Here is a 20,935-nt window from a genome sequence, read left to right as displayed (position 1 = left end):
TCATGATGGTCTCGCGCAGGGTGGTTGGGCGTATGTCTCGGTGTTGCATTTTCTCCCGCGTCCGGGCGCGCGTGCGGCGCGGGTTCGTGGGTGTGGTGGCGGGGCTGGCCCTGGTGGCAGCGCTGGTGCCGGCGGCCGTCCAGGCGCAGTTCGAACACCTGCCGGATGTCCTGCAACGGGCGATCGAGAGTCAACGCCTGCCGCCGGACAACGTGGGTCTGTGGGTGCAGCGGATGTCGGATGGCGAGGTGCTCGCACGCCTGAATGTCGACCAGCAGTACAACCCGGCCTCCACCATGAAGCTGGCGACCTCGCTGGCGGCACTGCACGCGCTGGGGCCGGATTACACATGGACCACCGAGATCTGGGCGACGCGTCCCGTGCGTGACGGTGTCCTGCGTGGAGATCTGGTGATACGGGGGACCGGCGACCCCGGCATGGTCAGCGAGGAACACTGGCGCATGCTGGGACAGCTGCGCCAGACCGGGCTCAAGCGTATCGAGGGCAACGTGATCCTGGATGCCTCGCATTTCGAGCGGACCGCGGGCGACCCGTCCGATTTCAATGGCCAGCCGCTGCGTGCCTACAATCAGCTGCCCTATGCCCTGCATGTGAATGCCAATGCCGTGCGTTTCCGCGTGCGTCCGGAGCGCGGCGGTGACGGGGTCAATGTGACCGTGGACCCGCCGTTGCCGGGGCTGGAGGTGGTGAACCGCCTGCAGCCCGTGCATGGCAGTTGCGGGGCCTGGCAGCGCGGCATCCGTTTCCACGCCAATTCCGAGGCGGAGCGCGTGACGCTGGTGGGTGATTATCCCGTCAACTGCGGGGATTACGAGCTGCTGCGTTCGGTCCTTGACCCGGAGGCCAACCACGCCGAGCTGTTCCGCCTGCACTGGGCGCAGTGGGGTGGGGAGCTGACCGGCGAGATTCGCCCCGGTGTGTTGCCGGTACTGTACGACGAGCCCATCCTGCGACATACCTCGCGCCCGCTGTCGGATCTGATCCGGGTCTCCAATAAATGGAGTTCCAACGTGATGACGCGGCACCTGCTCCTGACCCTGGGGGCGCGGCATTCTACGCCGCCGGCGACCGTGGAAAAGGGACGCGAGGCACTGGTGGAGACACTGCGCGAGCTCGGCGTTGAAGTCGGCGGTATGGTGATCGACAACGGCTCCGGATTGAGTCGCGATGTGCGCATGAGTGCGGCGCAACTGGGGGCGATCCTGCAGGCCGGCTGGGAGCATCCGCAGCGCCCCGAGTTCCAGTCCTCGCTGGCGCTGGCCGGGCTGGACGGGACGCTGCGCAATCGCTTCCGCAACAGCAGCCAGCGTGAACTGCGCGGACGGATGCACCTGAAGACGGGGCACCTGAACGAGGTGTCTGCGGTGGCCGGTTATGTGCGGACTCGGGGCGGGGAGGATCTGGCCGTTGTGGTGCTGGTGAACGACTCCAGGGCCCACCGCGGCATGGGGCAGAACCTGCAGGATGCGGTACTCGAGTGGGCCCACGGTCTCTGACCGGCGCGCGCTTGCGTTCCCCCGAAGGACGCCTGCAACGCGCGAGCAGGCAGCCGGGAGGCTCTTGAAAGGCCGGGGCCGTCGCGTGCGGGATTTGGGGGGCGTTGCGCGCGCGTGCTGGCCGGGGTGGGCGACAGGGCTCCGGCCGGTCCGGCCAGAGGAACATCCCATTCCTTCCGGCTTTCGCATCTTCCCGTGCTGGTTTGGCGGGTTTTTCTGGTCGCGGCGTGCCTGCGCTCAGCGGGATTCGATCTGCCAGTTCGACAGGACCGGGGTGCGCGAGACCTCGACATCCAGTCGCCTCAGCCAGCGTGCGACCATGCGGTTGGAGTTGTTGCGCAAGGTATAGGCCTCCGGGTGTTCGACGAAGGCCATGCCCCACTCGGCCGACACCCGGCGATCTTCATGTCCGTCCAGCCAGATGGCCTCCAGTTCCTCGCGCAGGGCAGTTGCCCGGTCGCGATTCACGATCAGCAGGTACGAGGCCTCCAGGGGGACTCGCAGCTGTGAGCGGATGGCGTCCGGCAGGTCCGAGCCCCCCAGGATCTGTCGGCCGAGCCCGGCCCGGGTGGGCAGGATCAGACTGGTCAAGCCCGCGGAGAGGTTCGTGCGCCGCTCGACGTAGTATGTCCAGTCGCCGTAGGAGTATCGCACCCAGGTGTCGGGTATCGCGGCCGGAAGGATCAGGCTGGAGTGCCGGCCATGATCCAGAACGGCAACGGTGACCGGGTCATCTGGAACCGGCGGGGGGGTCAGGGTGACTGCGGCACAGCCTTGCAGCAGCCACAGCGCGAGTGCGATCAGGATCAGTCGGGGCGGCGTCAGCCCCGGGCAGCATCGGCGCGAGCGCGGGGCGGCGAGCTGCATGACGACCTCAGTGGCGCTCCAGCTTGCCCAGCTCCGAGAGGATCGACAGCACCAGCGATTCTCCCTGTGCGCCCATGCCCCGGCACAGCACGTCCGGATCGCGTTCGCCATCCACCAGGCGCTTGGTGATGCCGCCCAGCCGTGCCATGTCGCCCCCGGCCCGGCTCATCTGTTCGGCCATCTGGGACAGCCAGTGCAGCGATTGGGCATCGCCCCGTGCGGCGCCATGAATCATCTGCGCCAGCCCCGGTGCCGCCTGGGCCGGATCCCCGCTCTGTTCCGGGTCGGGCAGGGTGGAGGGGTCCTGCAGGCCGGACAGGATCGCGGACAGGATGACCGTGTCTTCGTCGTCCAGCCCGTGCAGCAGGGATGCATCGCGCTCGCCCTCGAGGACACGGCGGATGCGCTTGATCAGTTCACCCCAGCCGGCCTCGTGGGCCTGGTTCAGCACCGGCTCCAGCTCGCGCCGGGTCTCCGGGTTCTGAGTGGCTTGCACCACGAGATTGATCAGCCCGGCCTGGGCCTGACGGATCTGTTGTGCATGTTGTGGATCGATCATGGTGTTACGTGCTCTTTCGGTGCGTGTTGGAACGTAATGGTTTCGGACTGTGCCGAGCGTAGCATGGCCGGGGCCGGTCGAAGCAGGGCCATCGGTGCCGGCAGGGTTGCCGGCTACGTCCATTCATCAGCCGCTCGAGATCCATGGCAATCCGATGCGGCGGGGCAAGCGGTGCATTCCCGCACCGATCCCGGGCTTCGGTTCCCGGCAGAGGGCGGATGCGAACCGGAGCATCCCTCCGCCTGGCCCTGGCAGTGCGTTCGGCGTGGGCCTGCGGCACAATAGCGGCTCCATTTGCAGAGAGATATCGTGGTGGAAGAGCAGACAGCAACAGGGCTGTGGATCGCCCTCGGGATTCTGGCCATTGTGGTGGCGGCGCTGGTGGGCTTCTGGGTGGGGCGTACAACCGGCGACGAACGCAAACTCATCCGTGAGCTCGAAGAGGAACTGGACCGGCGCATGCAGGAACTGACGCGCTATCGAGGCCAGGTCAATGATCACTTTGATCGCACGGCCACGTTGTTCGCGAGCATGGCGGGAACCTACCGCGATCTCTATCACCACCTGGCGCAAAGCGCCGAGGACCTGGCCGACAAGCCGACGCGTGAGCGTCTGGAGGACCGTGCCGGACAACTGCTCTCGCACATGGCGCAGCGTGACTATGGTGCGAACCCGGGCGAGGCGGCAGGGGGTGCGAACGAGTCGGATGCCCAGGACGACGAACCGGACAGCAAGGGTTCGGAAGGCGATCAACGCAACAAGCCGGATGAGCGCCCGCGCCCCGACTGAACGCCGCTGGCCGTAACCACGCCGCCGGCTGCTTGCCACCCTGAAGGTGCGAACGGCAGGGGCCGCGGGTGGCGTTTTTGCCCCCCGTCTGCCGCCTGCCCTTGGTGGTTCATGTCCTCTCTGAAACGGGGCGGCCTTCGCGATCGTACAGGTTGATCACCCGCACGCCGGGGGGCGGCGCGGTCAGAGGGCCGACAGACGCGCCCGAATCTGATCGTCCAGGCTCTTGATCCAGTGATTATAGTCGCGGGCGATCTTACCGTCCGCGTAGTTCAGGTTGCTGCTGTTCTTGTAGCGGATGCTGTACTGTCCCGTGGCGTACGGAATCTCGACTACCGCAACGGATTCGCGCTGTTCGAGACGCGCCTCGATCAGGCCCGGTTCGATTTCTTCCATTTGCCACCCCAGCGTGATGCCTGCAGTGCGGATGGCGCGTTCCATTTGTTCGGCGCCGGGGCGTTCGCCATCGACACTCCGGACCGTGGTGTCGCTGATATCGTGCACCGGTGCCGTAGTGCTGCAGCCGGTCAGGGTGAGCAGCATGGTCAACAGGATGACCAGCAACATCTTGGTCTTCATGGTGTTTTCTCCTCTCGGGTGCCGCGCGAGTGTGTATATTGATCAGCGCTTTCGTGCATTCCCGTATCCCGGACGGCCGCGACATGCGATGCCACCGACAGGCTCCTGGTGGTGGAGCCTCTCGAGCCCTTCCTGCGGCGCTGCCTTGGACTCGGGGGTTCCTGTTGTCTCCCGGGTAGACGCTATGGCGAGCAGTCGTCCTACATCGCGCGGATGCGCTCGCGCTGGGCGGCGAGCTGTTCGCGCGAGGCCTGCATCTCGGCGACGCGGTCGCGTTCCTTCTGCACCACCTCGGCCGGGGCGCGGTCGACGAAGCTTGCGTTGGACAGGCGCTTCTCGCTTTGCTCGAGGTTCTTGTCGAGCTTGCCGATCTCCTTGTCCAGGCGTGCCAGCTCGGCATCCTTGTCGATCAGCCCGGCCAGCGGGATCAGCAACTGCATGTCGTCGACCAGGGCCATCGCCGATTCCGGGGCCTCGTCAGCGGCGTCCAGCCAGGTGACGCTCTCGGGCTTGGCGAGGAACTCCAGCAGGCCGCGGTGGCGGGTGTAGCGCTCCTGGTCGGCGTCACTCCAGTTCTTCACCAGCACCGGCAGCGGCTTGCCCGGGGCGATGTCCATCTCCGCGCGGATGCGGCGCAGCCCGGTGATGAAGTCCTTGACCCAGTCGAGCTCGGCGGTGGCGGTGGCATCACGCGGGAAGCCGTCCTGCGCCGGCCAGGGGCGCTGCACCAGGAACTCGATGTCATCACCGATCCCCGCATGCGGCTTTACACTGGTCCAGATTGCCTCGGTGATGAACGGCATCACCGGGTGCAGTAGGCGCAGCAGGGCCTCGAGCACGGTGACCAGCGTATTGCGCGTGGCGCGCTTGACCGCGTCCGGGGTGGCCGCGTCGTTCAGGACCGGCTTGGTCAGCTCCAGGTACCAGTCGCAGTAGTCGTGCCAGGTGAACTCGTACAGCGTCTGCGCGGCGAGGTCGAAGCGGTAGGCATTGAGCTGCTGCGTGGTGGTCGCGGCGGTTTCGGCCAGGCGGTCGAGGATCCAGCGATCGGCCAGGGTGCGGTGTTCGGCCGTGTCGTCAGCGGCCGAGCAGTCGTGGCCTTCGACGTTCATCAGCACGAAGCGCGAGGCATTCCACAGCTTGTTGCAGAAGTTGCGGTAGCCCTCGATGCGGCCGAGATCGAACTTGATGTCGCGCCCGGTGGTGGCCAGCGCCGCCAGGGTGAAGCGCAGGGCATCGGTGCCGAACGCGGGGAAGCCGTCGGGGAAGGCCTTGCGCGTGGTCTTCTCGATCTTCGCGGCCATCTGCGGCTGCATCAGGCCCCGGGTGCGCTTGGCCACCAGGTCGTCGGCGCTGATGCCGTCGATCAGGTCAATCGGGTCGATCACGTTGCCCTTGGACTTGGACATCTTCTGGCCTTCCGAGTCGCGGATCAGGCCGGTGACGTAGACCTCGCGGAAGGGCACGTCGCCCATGAAGTGCTCGCCCATCATGATCATGCGGGCGACCCAGAAGAAGATGATGTCGAAGCCGGTGACCAGCACGCTGGTCGGGTAGAAGTCCCGGAGCTCCGGCGTCTGCTCCGGCCAGCCGAGGGTGGAGAACGGCCACAGGGCCGAGCTGAACCAGGTGTCGAGCACGTCCTCGTCCTGTTCCAGCGCCACCTCGGCACCCAGGCCGTGCTTCTCGCGTACCTCGTCCTCGGAACGCCCGACATACACGTTGCCGTCCGGGTCGTACCAGGCCGGGATGCGGTGGCCCCACCAGATCTGGCGCGAGATGCACCAGTCCTCGATGTTGCGCATCCATTCGAAGTAGGTCTTCGACCAGTTTTCCGGCACGAAGTGGATGCGGCCGTCCTCCACCGCCTTGATCGCCGGTTCGGCCAGCGGACCGGCCTTCACGTACCACTGGTCGGTCAGGTAGGGCTCGACCACGGTGCCGGAGCGGTCGCCGCGCGGGACCATCAGCTTGTGGTCGTCGATCTTCTCCAGCAGCCCCAGCGCGTCCAGGTCGTCGACGACCTTCTGCCGCGCCTCGTAGCGGTCCAGGCCGCGATAGGCCCTGGGCACGTTGTCGTTCAGGCAGGCGTCGATGGTCAGGATGTTGACGACCGGCAGGTCATGGCGCTGCCCCATCGCGTAGTCGTTGAAGTCGTGCGCCGGGGTGATCTTCACGCAGCCCGAGCCGAACTCGGCCTCGACATAGTCGTCGGCGATGATCGGGATCTCGCGCCCGACCAGCGGCAGGCGGATCGTCTGGCCGATCAGGTGCCGGTAGCGCTCGTCCTCCGGGTGCACCGCGACGGCGGTATCGCCCAGCATGGTCTCCGGGCGCGTGGTCGCGACGGTCAGGTGGCCGGAGCCGTCGGCCAGCGGGTAGCGGAAGTGCCACAGGTGGCCGTTTTCCTCCTCCGACAGCACCTCCAGATCGGACAGCGCGGTGTGCAGCACCGGGTCCCAGTTGACCAGGCGCTTGCCGCGGTAGATCAGGCCCTCTTCATGCAGGCGCACGAAGACCTCGCGCACCGCGGCGGACAGGCCCTCGTCCATGGTGAAGCGCTCGCGCGACCAGTCCACCGAGTCGCCGAGGCGACGCATCTGCCGGGTGATGGTGCCGCCGGACTGGCCCTTCCAGTCCCAGACGGCCTCGAGGAACTTCTCGCGGCCGAGGTCGTGGCGGCCCTTGCCGTCGGCGGCGAGCTGGCGCTCGACCACCATCTGGGTGGCGATCCCGGCGTGGTCGGTGCCGCCCTGCCACAGGGTGCGGTCGCCGTGCATGCGCCGGTAGCGGATCAGGGTATCCATCAGCGTGTGCTGGAAGGCGTGCCCCATATGCAGGGTGCCGGTCACGTTCGGCGGCGGCAGCAGGATGCAGTAGCTGGCCTCGCCCGATTCCGGCGGCGCGAAGATGTTCGCGGCCTCCCAGCGTTCGTACTGGGTCTGCTCGATGCTCTTGGGGTCGAAGCTCTTGTCCATGATCGCGGGCGCGCTCGGGTCGGAATGTGGGGAAAGCCGCGCATTATAACGGCGCGACGCGCTCATCGCCCGCTGTCCGCTATCGTGTTTACGTTGGTTATGTCTGGCCGCCTGCCTGGTAGTGGCTGGCCCTGGTTCGTCGCCTGGTGTTTACGGTGCCTCCGGTCCACAACCTGCCAGGCGCTGACTCGCCAGCGCGCCGCGAGGTACTTTCTTGCTTGCCCAAGAAAGTACCCAAAGAAGGGCACCCGGATTCCGCCCGGGAACCTTGCTCCAGGGCCCTCGGGCCGGCGGCGCTGAACTCGCTGCGCCTTCGGCTCCGCTCAGACATCCAGCGCCTTCTCCCGGCCCGAGAACCCTTCCGCAAGGGGCTCCATACGGGAGGCGAAGGTCAAAACAGCAGGTATTCAAACACCACGACACCACAACGCGCACTGCCGTCGGAAAGCCCCCGGCGCCCGCTCGCGGGCGCGGCACGCGATGGCCGCAGGCCGAGCGTGCCCAAGATGTCCGAAGACCTAGCCTTCATCCATTGGCACAAGTGTCGGGACCGCCGTTGTTTTGACCTGCCTCCCCGTTGTCGTCGCGCCGAGTGGAGAGGGTTTTCGCGGGATCAGAGGCGCTGGATGTCTGAGCGGAGCCGAAGGCGTAGCGAGTTCAGCGCCGCCCGCGAAAACCCTCGGAGCGAGGGAAACCCCGGCCCGCGCAGCGGGCCGGGGTCGCGGCAGTCGGGCGTGTTTCTTGGTTACTTCTTTGCACGAGCAAAGAAGTAACTCGGGGCGCGCTGGCGAGTCAGCGCACGGCAGTATGTGGACCGGAGGCACCGTAAACACCAGGCGACGAACCAGGGCCAGCCACCACAAGGCAGGCGGCTAGGCGTAACCACCTAAACATCGGGGCCCGAGCGCGCCCAGTCTGAGAGCGTGAAGGCGTGGCTCAGGTGGTGGCGATCTGGTCGAGCAGGGCGCGATAGCCGGTGCGGTAGTCGGGATAGCGCAGGCGATACCCGCTGGCACGCAGCCGCTCGTTGCGGCAGCGCTTGCCGGAGACCGCACCCTCGGGCATCGGCGGCGTCCCGGGCGGATCGAGCTCCATCGCCTGCGCCAGCCAGGCCAGCAGCTCGTGGCGCAGGATCGGTTCGTCGTCCACGCCCAGATAAAGCGGCTCGGGGGTGTCCAGGTGGAAGAGATGGGTCAGCAGTCCCACGCAATCCTCGCGATGGATGCGGTTGGTCCAGACCGGCGCCTCGTGCTGGCCGCGCACGCCCTCGCGCACCTTGCGCAGGTGGTACTCGCGCCCCGGTCCGTAGATCCCGCCAAAGCGTACGACCACGCCGGCAAATGGACTGGCGGCCAGCAACTGCTCGGCCTCCAGCAGGCAGCGCCCGGAGAAACGGGTGGGCTCGGCCGGGCTGGTCTCGTCCACCCAGCGCCCGTCGTCAGCGCCCAGGACCGAGGTGCTGGAGACGAACACGATGCGGCGCGGGTGCTGATGGGCGCGTTCCAGCGCACCCAGTGTGTTGCGCAGGCCGTCGACATAGGCGTGGCGGTACGCGGCCTCGGTGAACTCGTCCGGGGTGGCGATGAAATAGACGGTATCCAGTGCCGGGGGCAGGTCCGGCAGGGCGTCCGCGCGGGCGAAGTCGCCGGCCAGCGGCTGGATCGGTTCCGGGATGCGCTCCGGCTGTCGGCGCAGGCCCCAGACCGCGTGGTCGTCTGCGGCGAGCGCTGTGCCGACGCCGCAACCGAGATCCCCGCAGCCCATGATCAGGATATTGGCCATGAATCCGTCCCCCAGAGTGGCTTTCGCAACCTAACGTGTCCGCTGGTGGAAGACCAGCCCCGGGAAACGCCGATCGGTCTTTCCCCAAAGCTTCGTTCGACCCGGGATGATGGCTCCGGCATGCTGGCAGGGGTTCGATGATGGGAGGTGTCACTTGGGCAAGGCCAGCGGCAGCAAGAGAGGTGGATGTGTTTGCGGATCCGGGCTGGACCGGGCGGTCTGCTGCGGGCCGTATCTGGATGGTGTGGCGGCGGCCCCGACCGCGGAGGCGCTGATGCGCTCGCGGTATGCCGCCTTCGTGGAGGGGCGCGAGGACTACCTGCTGGCGACCTGGGCCGCGGCGACGCGACCGGAATCGCTGGCGCTGGTGCCGGAACAGCGCTGGCTGGGGCTGGCGATTCGCGCGACCGAGGCCGGTGGGCCGGAAGACCAGGAGGGCCGGGTCGAGTTCGTCGCTCGCTCCCGGGTGCGCGGCCAGGGGGTGCGTCTGCACGAGCGCAGCCGCTTTCAACGCGAGGAAGGGCGCTGGGTCTACGTCGACGGGGAATTCCCGGACGCATGAGCGACGGAGTGACAGGCTGGATATCGAGACCGTGCGGGTACGGGCTGGATGCCGTCGGACGCCCGGGCTCGGCCGCGCACGGGGCCGCGGGCGCTGAAAAAAGCCGGGGCGGCCTTGTTCAGCGGATCCCTGACGGGACTGGTACCGCCTGAGGCGGGCTCAGTCGTCCGAGTCGGACATGGTGGTCACGAAGGCCTGTTCCACGGTGAAGGTCCCGACGCCCTTGTAGTTGGTCTGGGTCCAGCCGTGTTGGGTGAGCCATTCGCTCATCTCGCGGTTCATGGCCGGGTTGCCGCACAGCATCACGCGGTCCTGCTCCGGGTCGGCCGGAGGCAGGTTGAGGATGCGGCTGAGCTCGCCGGAGCGGAACATGTCGGCCCCGCGCTGGTTGTTGTCATACGGCTGCTGTGCGATCGGGCAGGCAAAGTCGTGGCTCTCGCGGGTCACCGTCGGAACGTAGCGCAGGCGGTTGCTGATGAGCGACTCGATCTCCTCGCGGTAGGCGAGTTCTTCCACGGTACGCACGCTGTGCACCAGAACCGCGTTGTCGAAGTGTTCGAACAGCTCCGGGCTGCGGATCAGGGAGATGAACGGGGCCAGTCCGGTGCCGGTGGCCAGCATGTACAGGGTGCGGCCCGGCTGCACGTAGTCGAAAGTGAGCGAGCCGGTGACCTTGGTGTTGATCCAGATCGAGTCGCCCGGTCCGGCCTGGGCCAGGCGGCTGGTCAGTGCGCCATCCGGCACGTGGATGCTCAGGAACTCCAGTTCCTCGGCCTCGGGTTCGGAGACGATCGAGTAGGCACGCGGGATCAGCTTGCCCTCGGGGCGCAGCCCCAGCGTCACGAACTGCCCGTTTTTGAATTCCAGCCCCTCCGGCCGCGTAGTGGTGAAGCTGAAGGTCTTGTCGGACCAGCGGCGCGTGGAGGTGATGCGTTCTTCCGAATACGGCATGGGTGCGTTATTTCACGATTGGGACTGGCGCTCACGCTAGCAAGTCCCCGACCCGCGCGCGAAAGCGCCGGCAAAAACCAAGGAAAACACTCAGAAATAGATTGGCAGGGCCTCGGCCCTTCCCGGGTGTCGGTTGTAGTGCACCAGGGTGTTTTGCCCTCAGGGGTTTGTCGAATTCAGGAGGGATCTGCTGCGCGCGGGCAGGAGAGTAGCCCCTTTTGCTGCTCTCGCTCGTTACATCGCCCCCGCTATGCGTCTCGAGAGACGCAAAACGGCCCCACTCCCTCCACAGGCTCGCGACGATCGCGGAAACCCGACAGTCGCCTCAGGGCGTCGTGGTGGTCCCGCCGGGGGCGTGGGTCAGGCGGTCGAGTGTATCGGCTGCGGCGGCGACTTCGTCTTGTGATGCCTGGTTGCGCAGCCGGTCGCGGGCCCAGGCGACATGTTCGCGCACCAGTGCCGAGGGGTGATCGGCACGTGCAGCCAGGGCGGCACTGGCGGCCGGCGTTGCCGGTCCGTTGCCCAGGGCGACCGCGAGATTGCGCAGCCACTGGACATGCCCGATGCGCCGGATCGCCATGCCTTCGGTGCGCGCGAGGAACTCGGCCTCGTCCCAGGCGAACAGATCCACCAGGCGCGCCGCGTCCAGCCCGTGGCGGGCAATGAAGTCCGGTTCCACGGAGACCTCGGCGAAACGGTTCCAGGGGCAGACCAGCTGGCAGTCGTCGCAACCGTAGATGCGATTGCCGATCAATGGTCGCAAGTCCTCCGGTATGGCCCCCTTGAGCTCAATGGTCAGATAGGAAATGCAGCGCCGCGCATCCAGGTCGTAGGGGCCGCGAAAGGCCTGCGTGGGGCAGACCTCCAGGCAGGCGGTGCACTGGCCGCAGTGCTCGCCTGTTGGCGCGTCCACTGGCAGTGGCAGGTCGGTGAACAGCTCGCCGAGGAAGAACCACGAGCCACTCGCACGCGCCAGCAGGTTGGTGTTCTTGCCGATCCAGCCAAGCCCGGCGCGGGCTGCCAGGGCCTTCTCCAGGATCGGCGCGCTGTCGGTGAAGGCGCGATAGCCGAACGGCCCGATTTCGCCCTCGATCCACTGTCCCAGTGCAGTCAGCCGTTTGCGCAGCAACTTGTGATAGTCCCGGCCCAGGGCATAGCGCGACACGTAGGCGGCGTCGCCGTCGGCGAGCTGGATGGCCGGACGCCGCGTGGCCGGGGGGAAATAGTCCATGCGCACGCTGATGATGCGCTGCACGCCGGGAAACAGCGTATTCGGTTTGTGGCGCAGGTCCGCGCGGGCAGCCATCCAGTGCATGTCGCCGTGGCTGCCCTGTTCCAGCCAGGTGTCCAGGTGCTGACGGTCCTGTGCCGGGACCTCGGCGGGCGCGATACCCACGCCCTGAAAGCCCAGTTCGCTTGCGCATTGCCGGATGCGGTCGGCCAGTTCGGCACATTGGCGTGGATCGAGACGCTCAGGCACGATTTCGACTTCTGCGGAGGAGGTGATGGCGTGAATCATGAACCCGACCCACAAGTGTTGACCAGCGCACTGTTCGACAATACGGGCATGCGCGCCCTGGATGCTGCCGGCATGGCGCTGCCGGGGATGGCCTCGGGCGAACTGATGGAACGTGCGGGGCGGGCCCTGCTGGATTGCCTGCGCCGGCACTGGCCGCAGGCGCAACGTATCGGAATCCTTTGCGGGCCCGGCAACAACGGTGGTGATGGCTATGTGCTGGCGCGCCTCGCGCAGGCCGCGGGTCTGGTGGTGCGGGTGCATGGCGGGCCGTCACGGGCGCGGCCCGGGTCCGACGGGCGCCGCGCCCACCGACGCTGGAAGGAAGCGGGTGGCGAGGTGCAGGCGCTGGAGGCGTTCGATCCGCAGGCGGCCGATGTCTGGGTGGACTGCCTGTTCGGGATCGGTCTGGAACGGCCGCTGGACGATGCCTATGGCGAGCTGGTGGAGCGCCTGAACGCAAGTGGATGCCCGGTTCTTGCGGCCGACGTCCCGTCGGGCGTGGACAGCGAGACCGGGCAGGTGCGCGCCCGCGCCGTGCGTGCCGAGTGCACCCTGACGCTGATCGCGGACAAGCTGGGGCTGCATACCGGTGCGGCCGTGGACTTCACCGGAACGGTGGAGATCGATCCCCTTGAGCTGCCCGCCGCGGTCGTCGCTGGTGTGGCCCCGGTCGGCCGCCGCCTGGGGCCTGATGACTGGCAGGAGGGGCTCCCGCCCCGGCGGCCGGGGGCGCACAAGGGGGACTGCGGCCATGTGCTGGTGGTGGGTGGGGCACCCGGATTTTCCGGGGCCGCGCGTCTGGCGGCTACGGCCGCGCTGCGGGCCGGGGCGGGCCGCGTGACCCTGGCTACCCACCCCGAACATGCCGCCTGGGCCAACCTGGAACGCCCTGAACTGATGGTGCAGGGGGTGTCCGGTGCCGCGCCGTTGCAGGCGTTTCTGCGCCGGGTGGATGCGGTCGTGGTCGGGCCGGGCCTGGGGCAGGACGCCTGGGGGCGGGAGCTCTGGTTGGCGGTTGCGGATGCCACCTGTCCGGCGGTGGTGGATGCCGATGCCCTGAACCTGCTCGCAGTCGCGCCGCGCCGGGGACAGGACTGGGTGCTGACCCCGCATCCCGGGGAGGCCGCCCGCCTGCAGGGGGTGGACGTGTCCCGCATCGAGGCTGATCGCCCCGCGCAGGTGCGCGCCCTGGCCGAGCGCCTGGGCGGCGTGGTGCTCCTCAAGGGCGCCGGGAGTCTGATCGCCGGCCCCGGGGAGGGGCCGGTCACGTGCGTCACCGGCGGCCATTCGGGCATGGCAACCGCCGGTAGCGGCGATGTGCTGGCCGGCATCATCGGTTCCCTGCGCGCGCAGGGTGCTGCGGCACTCCAGGCCGCCGAGATCGGTGCGGCCTGGCACTGCGCCGCGGCCAGGGTCGCGCGGGATCGAATCGGCGGCGAGCGCGGGATGCTGGCGGGGGATCTCGCTGCCGCCCTGCCGGCCGCGGCCGGGGGGGTGTCGTGAACGCCGCACTCGCCCCGTTGATCCTGGCCGACCTCGAGGCCACCGAGGCGGCCGGTGCCGCGCTGGCACGCCTGCAAGCCCCGCGCATCGTGTTCCTGGAAGGGGACCTGGGGGCCGGCAAGACGACCTGGGTGCGCGGCTTGTTGCGGGAGCTGGGGCACGGTGGGGCGGTGCGCAGCCCCACCTATACCCTGGTGGAGCCTTACACCCTGGATGGGCGTCAGGTGCTGCATTTCGACCTCTATCGGCTGGGCGATCCGGAGGAGCTGGAGTACCTGGGGGTGCGCGAGGACTTCGGTGACGGGGCCCTGTGGCTGGTGGAGTGGCCGGAGCGCGGTGCCGGCTGGCTGCCCGCGCCGGACCTGGTCGTGCGCCTGGCGCACCGCACCGAGTCCGCCGCCGGGCGCGAGCTGCGTCTGGAGGGGCCGCAGGCCGCTCCTTACCGTCAGGCCCTGAGGGCGGCGGGGCTGAATGGCGGAAACGTCGATGCCTGACCCTGTCCGCGCAGGTGTCTCCGGTCCTCGGTGCCTGCGTTACGGCCCGAATCACTCCAGCGTGTTTGCCAGGCGCGTTCATCAAGATTGGGCCGGTTGTACCACTGTGGGCCACTGGCTGCGCAACGCGCCCCGAGCGCCGGCGTGTTCCGGCATCGGTGCACACTTGGTCTGGTACGCGCAAAAGGTGAGGTATCTCGCTCATAAGGCGAGAGAATCCCTATTGCTTTTTCAGGAAAAGCGCCCACAATGTAAGCAGACCCCCTGATTACAAAGGGAATCGCCGTGGGCCAATCAACATCGCCGGATCCGCGCCGCCGCCAGCTGCTGCGCGCCATGACTGCCCTCGGGCTGGTCGGCATGCCGTTGCCGGCCCTGGCCCGAACCGGCGTGCAGCGCGTTCGCATGTCGGTGGACGGTGATACGACTCGTGTGGTCTTCGACATGGACGGTGAAGCCGACTATTCCATGTTCTCTCTGCAATCCCCCGACCGCCTGGTGGTGGATCTCGATAATGCGCGAGCGATAGAGGACCTGTCCATCAGTGACAACCCGCGCTCGGTGATCAAGGCCGTGCGCCATGCGGCGCGCAATGGCTCGGACCTGCGCGTGGTCTTCGACCTGCGCGAGCCGGTGGAGCCGCGCAGTTTCGTGCTGATGCCGGCACAGGGGGCGCCGCATCGCCTGGTGCTGGATCTGGACGCCGGGGAGACCCCCGCAGCCCCGAGCACGGCGAGGGACAACGGGGCGCGTCGCGGCCGATCGCAGGAGGACTTGCGTGATGTTGTGGTGGCGATCGACGCCGGTCATGGCGGGCATGATCCCGGCGCAATCGGCCCGTCCGGTACCCGCGAGAAGGATGTCGTCTTGCAGATATCCAGGCGTCTGGCCGAACGCGTGGACGCAGAGCGCGGCATGAAGGCCGTGATGACTCGCACGGGTGATTACTTCCTGCCGTTGCGCGAACGGATCGAGCGGGCGCGCAAGGCGGATGCGGATGTCTTCGTGTCCATTCATGCCGATGCCATCGCCAACCGCAGCGTCCAGGGGTCGTCGGTGTACATCCTGTCCGAGCGCGGTGCCTCGAGCGAGGCGGCGCGTTTCCTCGCCCAGCGCGAGAACCAGGCAGACCTGATGCTGGGCGGGGTGCCCGTCAATGGTCAGGATGACTCCCTGGCCAATGTCCTGCTGGATCTGGCACAAAGCGGCAGCCTCGAGGCCAGTAATACGCTGGCCGAGCGGATGATTGGGGAACTGCACCGGGTCGGCAAGGTACGCAGGCCTCAGGTGGAGCGCGCCAACTTTGCGGTGCTGCGTTCGCCGGATGTTCCGTCCATCCTGGTCGAGGCGGCGTTTATTTCCAATCCTTCCGAGGAGCGCAAGCTGCGCAGCGCCAGCTTCCAGAACTCGCTGGCAGATGCGCTGCTGACAGGCCTGCGTTCATACTTCTCCACCCATGCGCGTCCGGGCACCCTGATCGCGGACGGGCAGCCGGACCAGCACATCATCCGTCCGGGCGAGACCCTGTCCGGCATCGCCGATCGCTACAGCCTGTCGTTGTCGGAGCTGCGCTCACTCAATAATGTACGAGATGACCGCATCTATGCCGGCCAGGTCCTGGAGATCCCGCGCGGCTCCTAGGCATTACCGTGCCGCCACGGTTAGGCTAGTCGCTCGCTATCCCGTTTCCAGGTGCCGCCCGTGGCGATTGCAAAGCTCTCTGAACAACTGATCAACCAGATTGCCGCCGGCGAGGTGATCGAACGCCCCGCCTCGGTGGTCAAGGAACTGCTGGAGAACGCCCTTGATGCCGGTGCGACGCGGGTGGATGTGCGGCTGGAGCAGGGCGGTATCCGCCTGATCCAGATTACGGATAACGGCAGCGGGATCTACCGCGACGAGATGCCCCTGGCGCTGTCGCGTCACGCGACCAGCAAGATCTCCAGCATGGATGACCTCGAGGCCCTGCATACGCTGGGGTTTCGGGGAGAGGCCCTGCCTTCCATCGCATCGGTGTCGCGGTTGTCCTTGACCTCGATGGTAGAGGGCGAACGCAACGGCTGGCGTCTGACCGGTGACGGTTCGGACGTCTTTCGTGACGCCGCCCCGGCGGCGCATCCGGTGGGCACGACGGTCGCGGTCCGGGACCTGTTCTTTAATGTTCCGGCACGGCGCAAGTTCGTGCGAACCGAGCGGACCGAATACAACCACTGCGAGGCGGTGATCCGCACTCAGGCCGCGGCCTGTCCGGAGGTGGCCTTCAGTCTGCGCCACAACGACCGGGTCACCCTGGATCTGCCGGCGGCCGGTGACCCGTCGGAACGGGTGCGCGCCCTGCTCGGCGAGTCTTTCCTGGAACATGCGACCGGCGTGGACGAACAGCGGGCCGGGCTGACGCTGTCGGGCTGGCTGGGCGCGCCGACCCAGTCTCGCGCTCAGCCGGATCAGCAATATTTCTTCGTCAACGGCCGGGCGATCCGTGACCGCGTACTGGCGGCCGCCGTACGCAAGGCCTATCAGGACGTGCTCTATAGCGGTCGCCATCCGATGTTCGTGCTGGAGCTGGAGATGGACCCGACCCAGGTGGACGTCAATGCCCATCCCACCAAGCAGGAGGTCCGCTTTCGCGAATCGCGGATGGTGCATGACTTCATCTTTCACAGCCTGCACAAGGCGCTGGCGGCGCTGCGCCCGGGGGATGCGGGGCATACCGCGTCCGTGCCGGGAGCGGAGGCGTCGTCCCCGAACGTATCGGCTCCGCCGCCGGGGCAGGCGCGTGCGCTCTCCGGCCTGGATTTGGCCGGGGCCGGAACGGGGGCGGCGTCTGGCGCTGGAGTTGCGGCCGGGGCCGGGTTCCGGGAGCCGCCGTCTGCATCGCGAGACCCGGCCTTTGCGGCGGCGTGGTCCGAGTTCCGAGGTGCCCCGGCGGTCGCCGAGACGCGCCCCGAGCGCTATGAGACCGGCACGAGCAGGGCCCCCGATACCGTGCCCGAGCCCGCCGCGGACAGCGACGGGATACCGCCGCTGGGGTTTGCCCTGGGACAGGTGGCCGAGACCTTTATCCTGGCCGAGAATGCCCGGGGATTGATTGTGGTCGACATGCACGCGGCCCACGAGCGCATTACTTACGAGCGCCTCAAGGGCGAGTGGGAAGGGGCGCGTGTTACCTCGCAGCCATTGCTGGTGCCGGAGACCCTGGACGTCACCCCGGCCGAGGCGGAACTGGCCGAGACCCGGGCCGAGGTGCTGGGCGAACTGGGGTTCGAACTCGACCGGGCGGGCCCCGAGACACTTGCGTTGCGTGCTGCCCCCGCCCTGCTGCGCGGTCAGGATACCGCCCAGCTCGTGCGCGACGTACTGGCAGATCTGGCGGAGGTTGGTTTCAGCCACCGCGCGGAGGGGGCCATGAATGCCGTGCTGGGGACCATCGCCTGTCATGGTTCGGTGCGTTCCGGCCGCCGCCTCACCCTCCCCGAGATGAACCAGTTGTTGCGCGATATGGAGGCCACTGAACGCAGTGGCCAGTGCAACCATGGTCGGCCCACCTGGGTCGAGCTGGATCACCAGGCGCTGGATCGCCTGTTTCTGCGCGGACGGTGAGGCAGCGCCAGGCCATGGAGGCCCCTGCGCGGGTGTTCCGGAGCGTTCGGGCCACGCGGCGGGCGCGGGGATGCGCCCATTGAACGGCGGATTTGCGCCGGGCGGGTTCGGACCCGAGCGGCCGCCGGTGGTGATGCTGGCGGGGCCGACCGCGGCGGGCAAGACGGCGCTTTCGCTGGCGTTGGCGGAGGCCCTGGACGCGGAGATCGTCAGCGTCGACTCGGCGCTGGTCTATCGCGGCATGAATATTGGCACGGCCAAACCGGATGCGGGCGAACGTGCCCGTGCCCCGCATCACCTGCTGGACATCCGAGATCCGGAGGATACCTACAACGCCTCCGATTTCGCCCGGGATGCGCGTGCGGCGATTGCGGCCATCCACGCGCGTGGCCGCGTGGCCCTACTGGCGGGGGGTACACTGCTGTATTTACGGGCCCTGCTGGATGGGTTCGACCCAATCCCGCCGGTGCCGGAGGCCGTACGCGCCGAGGTGCGGGCGCGCCTCGACCATGTCGGTTCCGTGGCCCTGCATGCCGAACTGGCGCGTGTCGACGCGGAGGCGGCGGCACGGATTCACCCGAACGATCCCCAGCGCATCCTGCGCGCCCTGGAGGTCTTTATGGCCTCCGGTCGGCCGTTGTCCTCCTTTCAGAGCGGAGCGGCCGTGGCGGTGCCTGCAGACTGGGTATCGCTTGCGCTTTGGCCACAGGATCGCGATCGCCTGCGCAGCCGTATCGCCGAACGTTTCGATGTGATGCTGGAGGCCGGTTTTGTCGACGAGCTGATGGCGCTCGCCCGACGCCCCGGCCTGACCGCGGAACACCCGTCACAGCGCGCCGTTGGCTATCGCCAGGGCTGGGCATGGCTGGCCGGGGAGTATGACTTCGCGACCTTTCGCGAGCGGGCGATTGCAGCTACCCGGCAGCTCGCCAAGCGTCAGCTCACCGGGCTGCGCCGATTCCCGCTGCATGGCCGACTGACGGCCGAGGAGGCGGATATGTCGCAGGCCCTGGCGGCAATCCGTGCGGCTGCGGGTGCCTCGGCGGTTGCAGGGGGACAGGCCCCGGGAGCCTGTCGGGTTCGGGGGTGATTTGCTGCGCGTGAGCAGGAGAGTGGCTGCTTTTTCCGATCCCTCTCGAAACATCGTTCCACGATGTGCCGCGAAAGACCGATAAAAGGCCCGGGACCTCCTGCCCGACGCTCGCGACAACTGCCCGAACCCGACAGGCTTCCGGGGCGAGACGGATTGCTGCCCGCTTTCGTTTTGATACCCGGTTTTCGGGGCAGGGCGCGGTACGCAGACGTCTGTTGCGGATCCAGAATGCACGCGAAAACAACGCAACGGCGAGCGTGTGCGGGAATCCATGTTCCCGGAACGTTTCGCTGGCGGCGGCGTGGCGGGGGGTCGGGGTGGCCGGTATGCTAGTCTTTGCGAAAGTCCGGCGGGTACCGAATGGGCGGGTGCCGAATGGGTCGGGCGCCAAAAATAACGATCAAGGAATGCACCGATGGCCAAAGGGCAAATGTTGCAGGAGCCTTTTCTGAATGCGCTGCGGCGGGATCGTATCCCGGTCTCGATTTACCTGGTGAACGGGATCAAGCTGCAGGGGCAGATCGAATCCTTCGACCAGTTCGTGGTTCTGCTGCGCAGCACGGTATCGCAGATGGTCTACAAGCATGCGATCTCCACTATCGTCCCCGCCCGTCAGGTAGTTATGGGCAACGAGAAAGAACAGGCGGCCCCTGCCGGGGACGACGCCTGAACATGATCCGAGGTTCGCACCCGCTTGTTTGATCGTCCCGAGAGTGGCGGTGACGCCGCCGTTGGTAACGCAGCGGTCCTGGTGGCGCTGAATATCGGGGATAACCCCGATGTTGAGGCCCAGGTCCAGGAATTCGACGAGCTGGTGCGCTCGGCCGGCGCTGAGGTGCGGGCATTGGTGCGCGGATCGCGGGACCGTCCGCATCCCCGTTTGTTCGTTGGGGCCGGCAAGGCGGACGAGATCCGTGAGGCCGTGCGCGCGTTCGAGGCGGACGTGGTCATCTTCAACCACGCGCTGTCGCCCAGCCAGGAGCGCAACCTGGAGAAGCATTTGCAGTGCCGGGTGCTGGACCGCTCCGGCCTGATCCTCGATATCTTCGCCCAGCGTGCGCGTTCCCACGAAGGCAAGCTGCAGGTGGAGCTGGCGCAGTTGCGTCACATGTCCACGCGCCTGGTGCGCGGCTGGACTCATCTCGAACGGCAGAAGGGCGGGATCGGACTGCGCGGCCCGGGGGAGACCCAGCTGGAGACCGACCGCCGCCTGCTGGCCGGACGCATCAAGCACATCGAGCGGCGTCTGGAGAAGGTCGAGCGCACCCGCGAGCAGGGGCGTCAGGCGCGGCTGCGCAACGAGATCCCGACGGTCTCGCTGGTGGGGTATACCAATGCCGGCAAGTCCACCCTGTTCAACCGCCTGACACACTCCGACGTCTATCAGGCAGACCAGCTGTTCGCGACCCTGGATCCGACCCTGCGCCGTCTGGATCTGGCGCCGCACCAGTCGCTGATCCTGGCGGACACGGTTGGTTTCGTGCGCGATCTTCCACACGAGCTGGTTGCAGCCTTCAAGGCTACACTGACCGAGACCCGCGAGGCGGCCCTGCTGCTGCACGTGATCGACGCCGCCGATCCCGAGCGCGAGGCGCGCATCCGCCAGGTCGAGGACGTGCTGAAGGAGATTGGCGCCGAGGAGGTCCCGTGCTGGCGGGTCTACAACAAGATCGACCAGCTGGATAACCCGGCCGCGGATCCGGACCAGCGCTTCGGGCTTGCGGACGATGCCTTCTGGTTATCGGCGCGTACCGGTGAGGGTGTCGGGCGGCTGGAGCAGCGTCTGGCCGAGACCTTCACCGAGGCCATGGTGCAGGGCTGGGTGGAGCTCCCGGCCGCCGCGGGGCGGCTGCGCGCGCAGCTGTACGGGGAGAAGGCCGTGGAGGCCGAGCAGACGGCGCCGGACGGGAGCATTCAGTTACGCCTGCAGCTGCCGCAGCGGCGCTTCGAGCAGCTATTCAGTGCCGCCGGCCTGGACCCCGAGCGCGTCCACCTGCAGTCCGGCGCTCCCGACGATGCCCGGCCGGCGGGGCATTAGCCCGAAATTTTACCTGTTTCGCAACGAGAGTCCGCCGCCCCCGGGGGGCACAGGATAGGACGAACTCAGCGAATCTCATTAAGGGACGTGCGCCAATGGGGCAG

Annotated in this window: 17 protein-coding genes and 1 pseudogene; 10 read left to right on the top strand and 8 right to left on the bottom strand. The window is 67.5% G+C overall.

Annotated features, from left to right (window positions below; translation table 11 throughout):
• Positions 1 to 32: 32 nt before the first annotated feature.
• Complete coding sequence (gene dacB / locus G332_RS0104140) at positions 33 to 1,517, top strand: D-alanyl-D-alanine carboxypeptidase/D-alanyl-D-alanine-endopeptidase (RefSeq protein ID WP_369699371.1); 1,485 nt, start codon at positions 33 to 35, stop codon at positions 1,515 to 1,517.
• A gap of 237 nt (positions 1,518 to 1,754) precedes the next feature.
• Here dacB and G332_RS0104135 read toward each other — a convergent pair whose 3' ends face one another.
• Together G332_RS0104135 and G332_RS0104130 are read right to left on the bottom strand one after the other, a co-directional pair.
• Positions 1,755 to 2,384: a hypothetical protein gene (locus G332_RS0104135; RefSeq protein ID WP_019625731.1), complete on the bottom strand. Its 630-nt coding sequence runs from the start codon at positions 2,382 to 2,384 to the stop codon at positions 1,755 to 1,757.
• Positions 2,385 to 2,391: 7 nt separating this feature from the next.
• A complete protein-coding gene (locus G332_RS0104130) occupies positions 2,392 to 2,943 on the bottom strand; it encodes a hypothetical protein (RefSeq protein WP_019625730.1) in 552 nt (183 codons plus the stop codon).
• A gap of 312 nt (positions 2,944 to 3,255) precedes the next feature.
• Between G332_RS0104130 and G332_RS0104125 the strand changes: the two genes are divergently transcribed.
• Entirely contained in the window at positions 3,256 to 3,732 is a 477-nt protein-coding gene (locus G332_RS0104125; RefSeq protein WP_026340580.1) for a YhcB family protein, read from the top strand.
• A 183-nt stretch (positions 3,733 to 3,915) separates the two neighbouring features.
• On the opposite strand, the gene G332_RS0104120 is transcribed toward G332_RS0104125, so the two are convergent.
• From G332_RS0104120 to G332_RS0104110, 4 genes and pseudogenes are all read right to left on the bottom strand, one after another.
• Positions 3,916 to 4,311, bottom strand: a complete 396-nt coding sequence (locus G332_RS0104120) for a hypothetical protein (RefSeq protein WP_019625728.1) — start codon at positions 4,309 to 4,311, stop codon at positions 3,916 to 3,918.
• 200 nt (positions 4,312 to 4,511) lie between these two features.
• The gene (locus G332_RS0104115; RefSeq protein ID WP_019625727.1) at positions 4,512 to 7,289 is read right to left on the bottom strand and encodes a valine--tRNA ligase; all 2,778 of its coding nucleotides are present in this window, start codon (positions 7,287 to 7,289) and stop codon (positions 4,512 to 4,514) included.
• A gap of 323 nt (positions 7,290 to 7,612) precedes the next feature.
• Positions 7,613 to 7,818: pseudogene (locus G332_RS13840) on the bottom strand (hypothetical protein).
• A 407-nt stretch (positions 7,819 to 8,225) separates the two neighbouring features.
• Positions 8,226 to 9,071 (bottom strand): SDR family oxidoreductase, encoded by an 846-nt coding sequence (locus tag G332_RS0104110; RefSeq protein WP_019625726.1) that lies wholly within the window; start codon positions 9,069 to 9,071, stop codon positions 8,226 to 8,228.
• A gap of 154 nt (positions 9,072 to 9,225) precedes the next feature.
• Between G332_RS0104110 and G332_RS12635 the strand changes: the two genes are divergently transcribed.
• A complete protein-coding gene (locus G332_RS12635; protein ID WP_038059497.1) occupies positions 9,226 to 9,633 on the top strand; it encodes a YchJ family protein in 408 nt (135 codons plus the stop codon).
• A 159-nt stretch (positions 9,634 to 9,792) separates the two neighbouring features.
• Here the strand turns inward: G332_RS12635 and G332_RS0104100 are convergent, their stop codons facing one another.
• Entirely contained in the window at positions 9,793 to 10,584 is a 792-nt protein-coding gene (locus G332_RS0104100; RefSeq protein WP_019625724.1) for a ferredoxin--NADP reductase, read from the bottom strand.
• A 325-nt stretch (positions 10,585 to 10,909) separates the two neighbouring features.
• Positions 10,910 to 12,103, bottom strand: coding sequence for a tRNA epoxyqueuosine(34) reductase QueG (gene queG / locus G332_RS0104095; protein WP_026340578.1), 1,194 nt, complete (start codon positions 12,101 to 12,103; stop codon positions 10,910 to 10,912).
• Between the two features lie 18 nt (positions 12,104 to 12,121).
• On the opposite strand from queG, the gene G332_RS0104090 reads away from it, so the two are divergent.
• From G332_RS0104090 to hflX, 7 genes are all read left to right on the top strand, one after another.
• On the top strand, positions 12,122 to 13,606 hold the full coding sequence (locus G332_RS0104090) for an NAD(P)H-hydrate dehydratase (RefSeq protein ID WP_026340577.1): 1,485 nt from the start codon (positions 12,122 to 12,124) through the stop codon (positions 13,604 to 13,606).
• Positions 13,603 to 14,100 (top strand): tRNA (adenosine(37)-N6)-threonylcarbamoyltransferase complex ATPase subunit type 1 TsaE, encoded by a 498-nt coding sequence (tsaE, locus tag G332_RS0104085; protein WP_019625721.1) that lies wholly within the window; start codon positions 13,603 to 13,605, stop codon positions 14,098 to 14,100. The genes G332_RS0104090 and tsaE overlap by 4 nt, the downstream gene beginning before the upstream one ends.
• A 336-nt stretch (positions 14,101 to 14,436) precedes the next feature.
• On the top strand, positions 14,437 to 15,741 hold the full coding sequence (locus G332_RS0104080) for an N-acetylmuramoyl-L-alanine amidase (protein ID WP_051080527.1): 1,305 nt from the start codon (positions 14,437 to 14,439) through the stop codon (positions 15,739 to 15,741).
• Between the two features lie 60 nt (positions 15,742 to 15,801).
• Positions 15,802 to 17,700: a DNA mismatch repair endonuclease MutL gene (gene mutL, locus G332_RS0104075; protein ID WP_019625719.1), complete on the top strand. Its 1,899-nt coding sequence runs from the start codon at positions 15,802 to 15,804 to the stop codon at positions 17,698 to 17,700.
• Between the two features lie 70 nt (positions 17,701 to 17,770).
• Positions 17,771 to 18,790 carry a tRNA (adenosine(37)-N6)-dimethylallyltransferase MiaA gene (gene miaA / locus G332_RS0104070; RefSeq protein ID WP_019625718.1) on the top strand — a complete coding sequence of 340 codons (1,020 nt, stop codon included), beginning with the start codon at positions 17,771 to 17,773 and terminating at the stop codon, positions 18,788 to 18,790.
• A 418-nt stretch (positions 18,791 to 19,208) separates the two neighbouring features.
• Complete coding sequence (gene hfq, locus G332_RS0104065; protein WP_019625717.1) at positions 19,209 to 19,463, top strand: RNA chaperone Hfq; 255 nt, start codon at positions 19,209 to 19,211, stop codon at positions 19,461 to 19,463.
• 24 nt (positions 19,464 to 19,487) lie between these two features.
• Positions 19,488 to 20,831 (top strand): ribosome rescue GTPase HflX, encoded by a 1,344-nt coding sequence (gene hflX, locus G332_RS0104060; protein ID WP_019625716.1) that lies wholly within the window; start codon positions 19,488 to 19,490, stop codon positions 20,829 to 20,831.
• Positions 20,832 to 20,935 lie beyond the last annotated feature (104 nt).

The sequence above is a fragment of the Thioalkalivibrio sp. ALJT genome, from assembly GCF_000381825.1.
Lineage (GTDB): Bacteria > Pseudomonadota > Gammaproteobacteria > Ectothiorhodospirales > Ectothiorhodospiraceae > Thioalkalivibrio.
Note: the sequence above shows the minus strand (reverse complement) of the source record. Positions and strands in the feature narration are given on the sequence as shown.

What these genes read in the sequence shown, in the direction of transcription:
- queG (WP_026340578.1), bottom strand. Translation starts at nt 12,103, where the DNA reads ATGATTCACGCCATCACCTCCTCCGCAGAAGTCGAAATCGTGCCTGAG.
- miaA (WP_019625718.1), top strand. Translation starts at nt 17,771, where the DNA reads ATGCGCCCATTGAACGGCGGATTTGCGCCGGGCGGGTTCGGACCCGAG.
- G332_RS0104130 (WP_019625730.1), bottom strand. Translation starts at nt 2,943, where the DNA reads ATGATCGATCCACAACATGCACAACAGATCCGTCAGGCCCAGGCCGGG.
- G332_RS0104110 (WP_019625726.1), bottom strand. Translation starts at nt 9,071, where the DNA reads ATGGCCAATATCCTGATCATGGGCTGCGGGGATCTCGGTTGCGGCGTC.
- G332_RS0104100 (WP_019625724.1), bottom strand. Translation starts at nt 10,584, where the DNA reads ATGCCGTATTCGGAAGAACGCATCACCTCCACGCGCCGCTGGTCCGAC.
- G332_RS0104080 (WP_051080527.1), top strand. Translation starts at nt 14,437, where the DNA reads ATGACTGCCCTCGGGCTGGTCGGCATGCCGTTGCCGGCCCTGGCCCGA.
- G332_RS0104135 (WP_019625731.1), bottom strand. Translation starts at nt 2,384, where the DNA reads ATGCAGCTCGCCGCCCCGCGCTCGCGCCGATGCTGCCCGGGGCTGACG.
- G332_RS0104120 (WP_019625728.1), bottom strand. Translation starts at nt 4,311, where the DNA reads ATGAAGACCAAGATGTTGCTGGTCATCCTGTTGACCATGCTGCTCACC.
- dacB (WP_369699371.1), top strand. Translation starts at nt 33, where the DNA reads ATGTCTCGGTGTTGCATTTTCTCCCGCGTCCGGGCGCGCGTGCGGCGC.
- G332_RS0104115 (WP_019625727.1), bottom strand. Translation starts at nt 7,289, where the DNA reads ATGGACAAGAGCTTCGACCCCAAGAGCATCGAGCAGACCCAGTACGAA.
- hfq (WP_019625717.1), top strand. Translation starts at nt 19,209, where the DNA reads ATGGCCAAAGGGCAAATGTTGCAGGAGCCTTTTCTGAATGCGCTGCGG.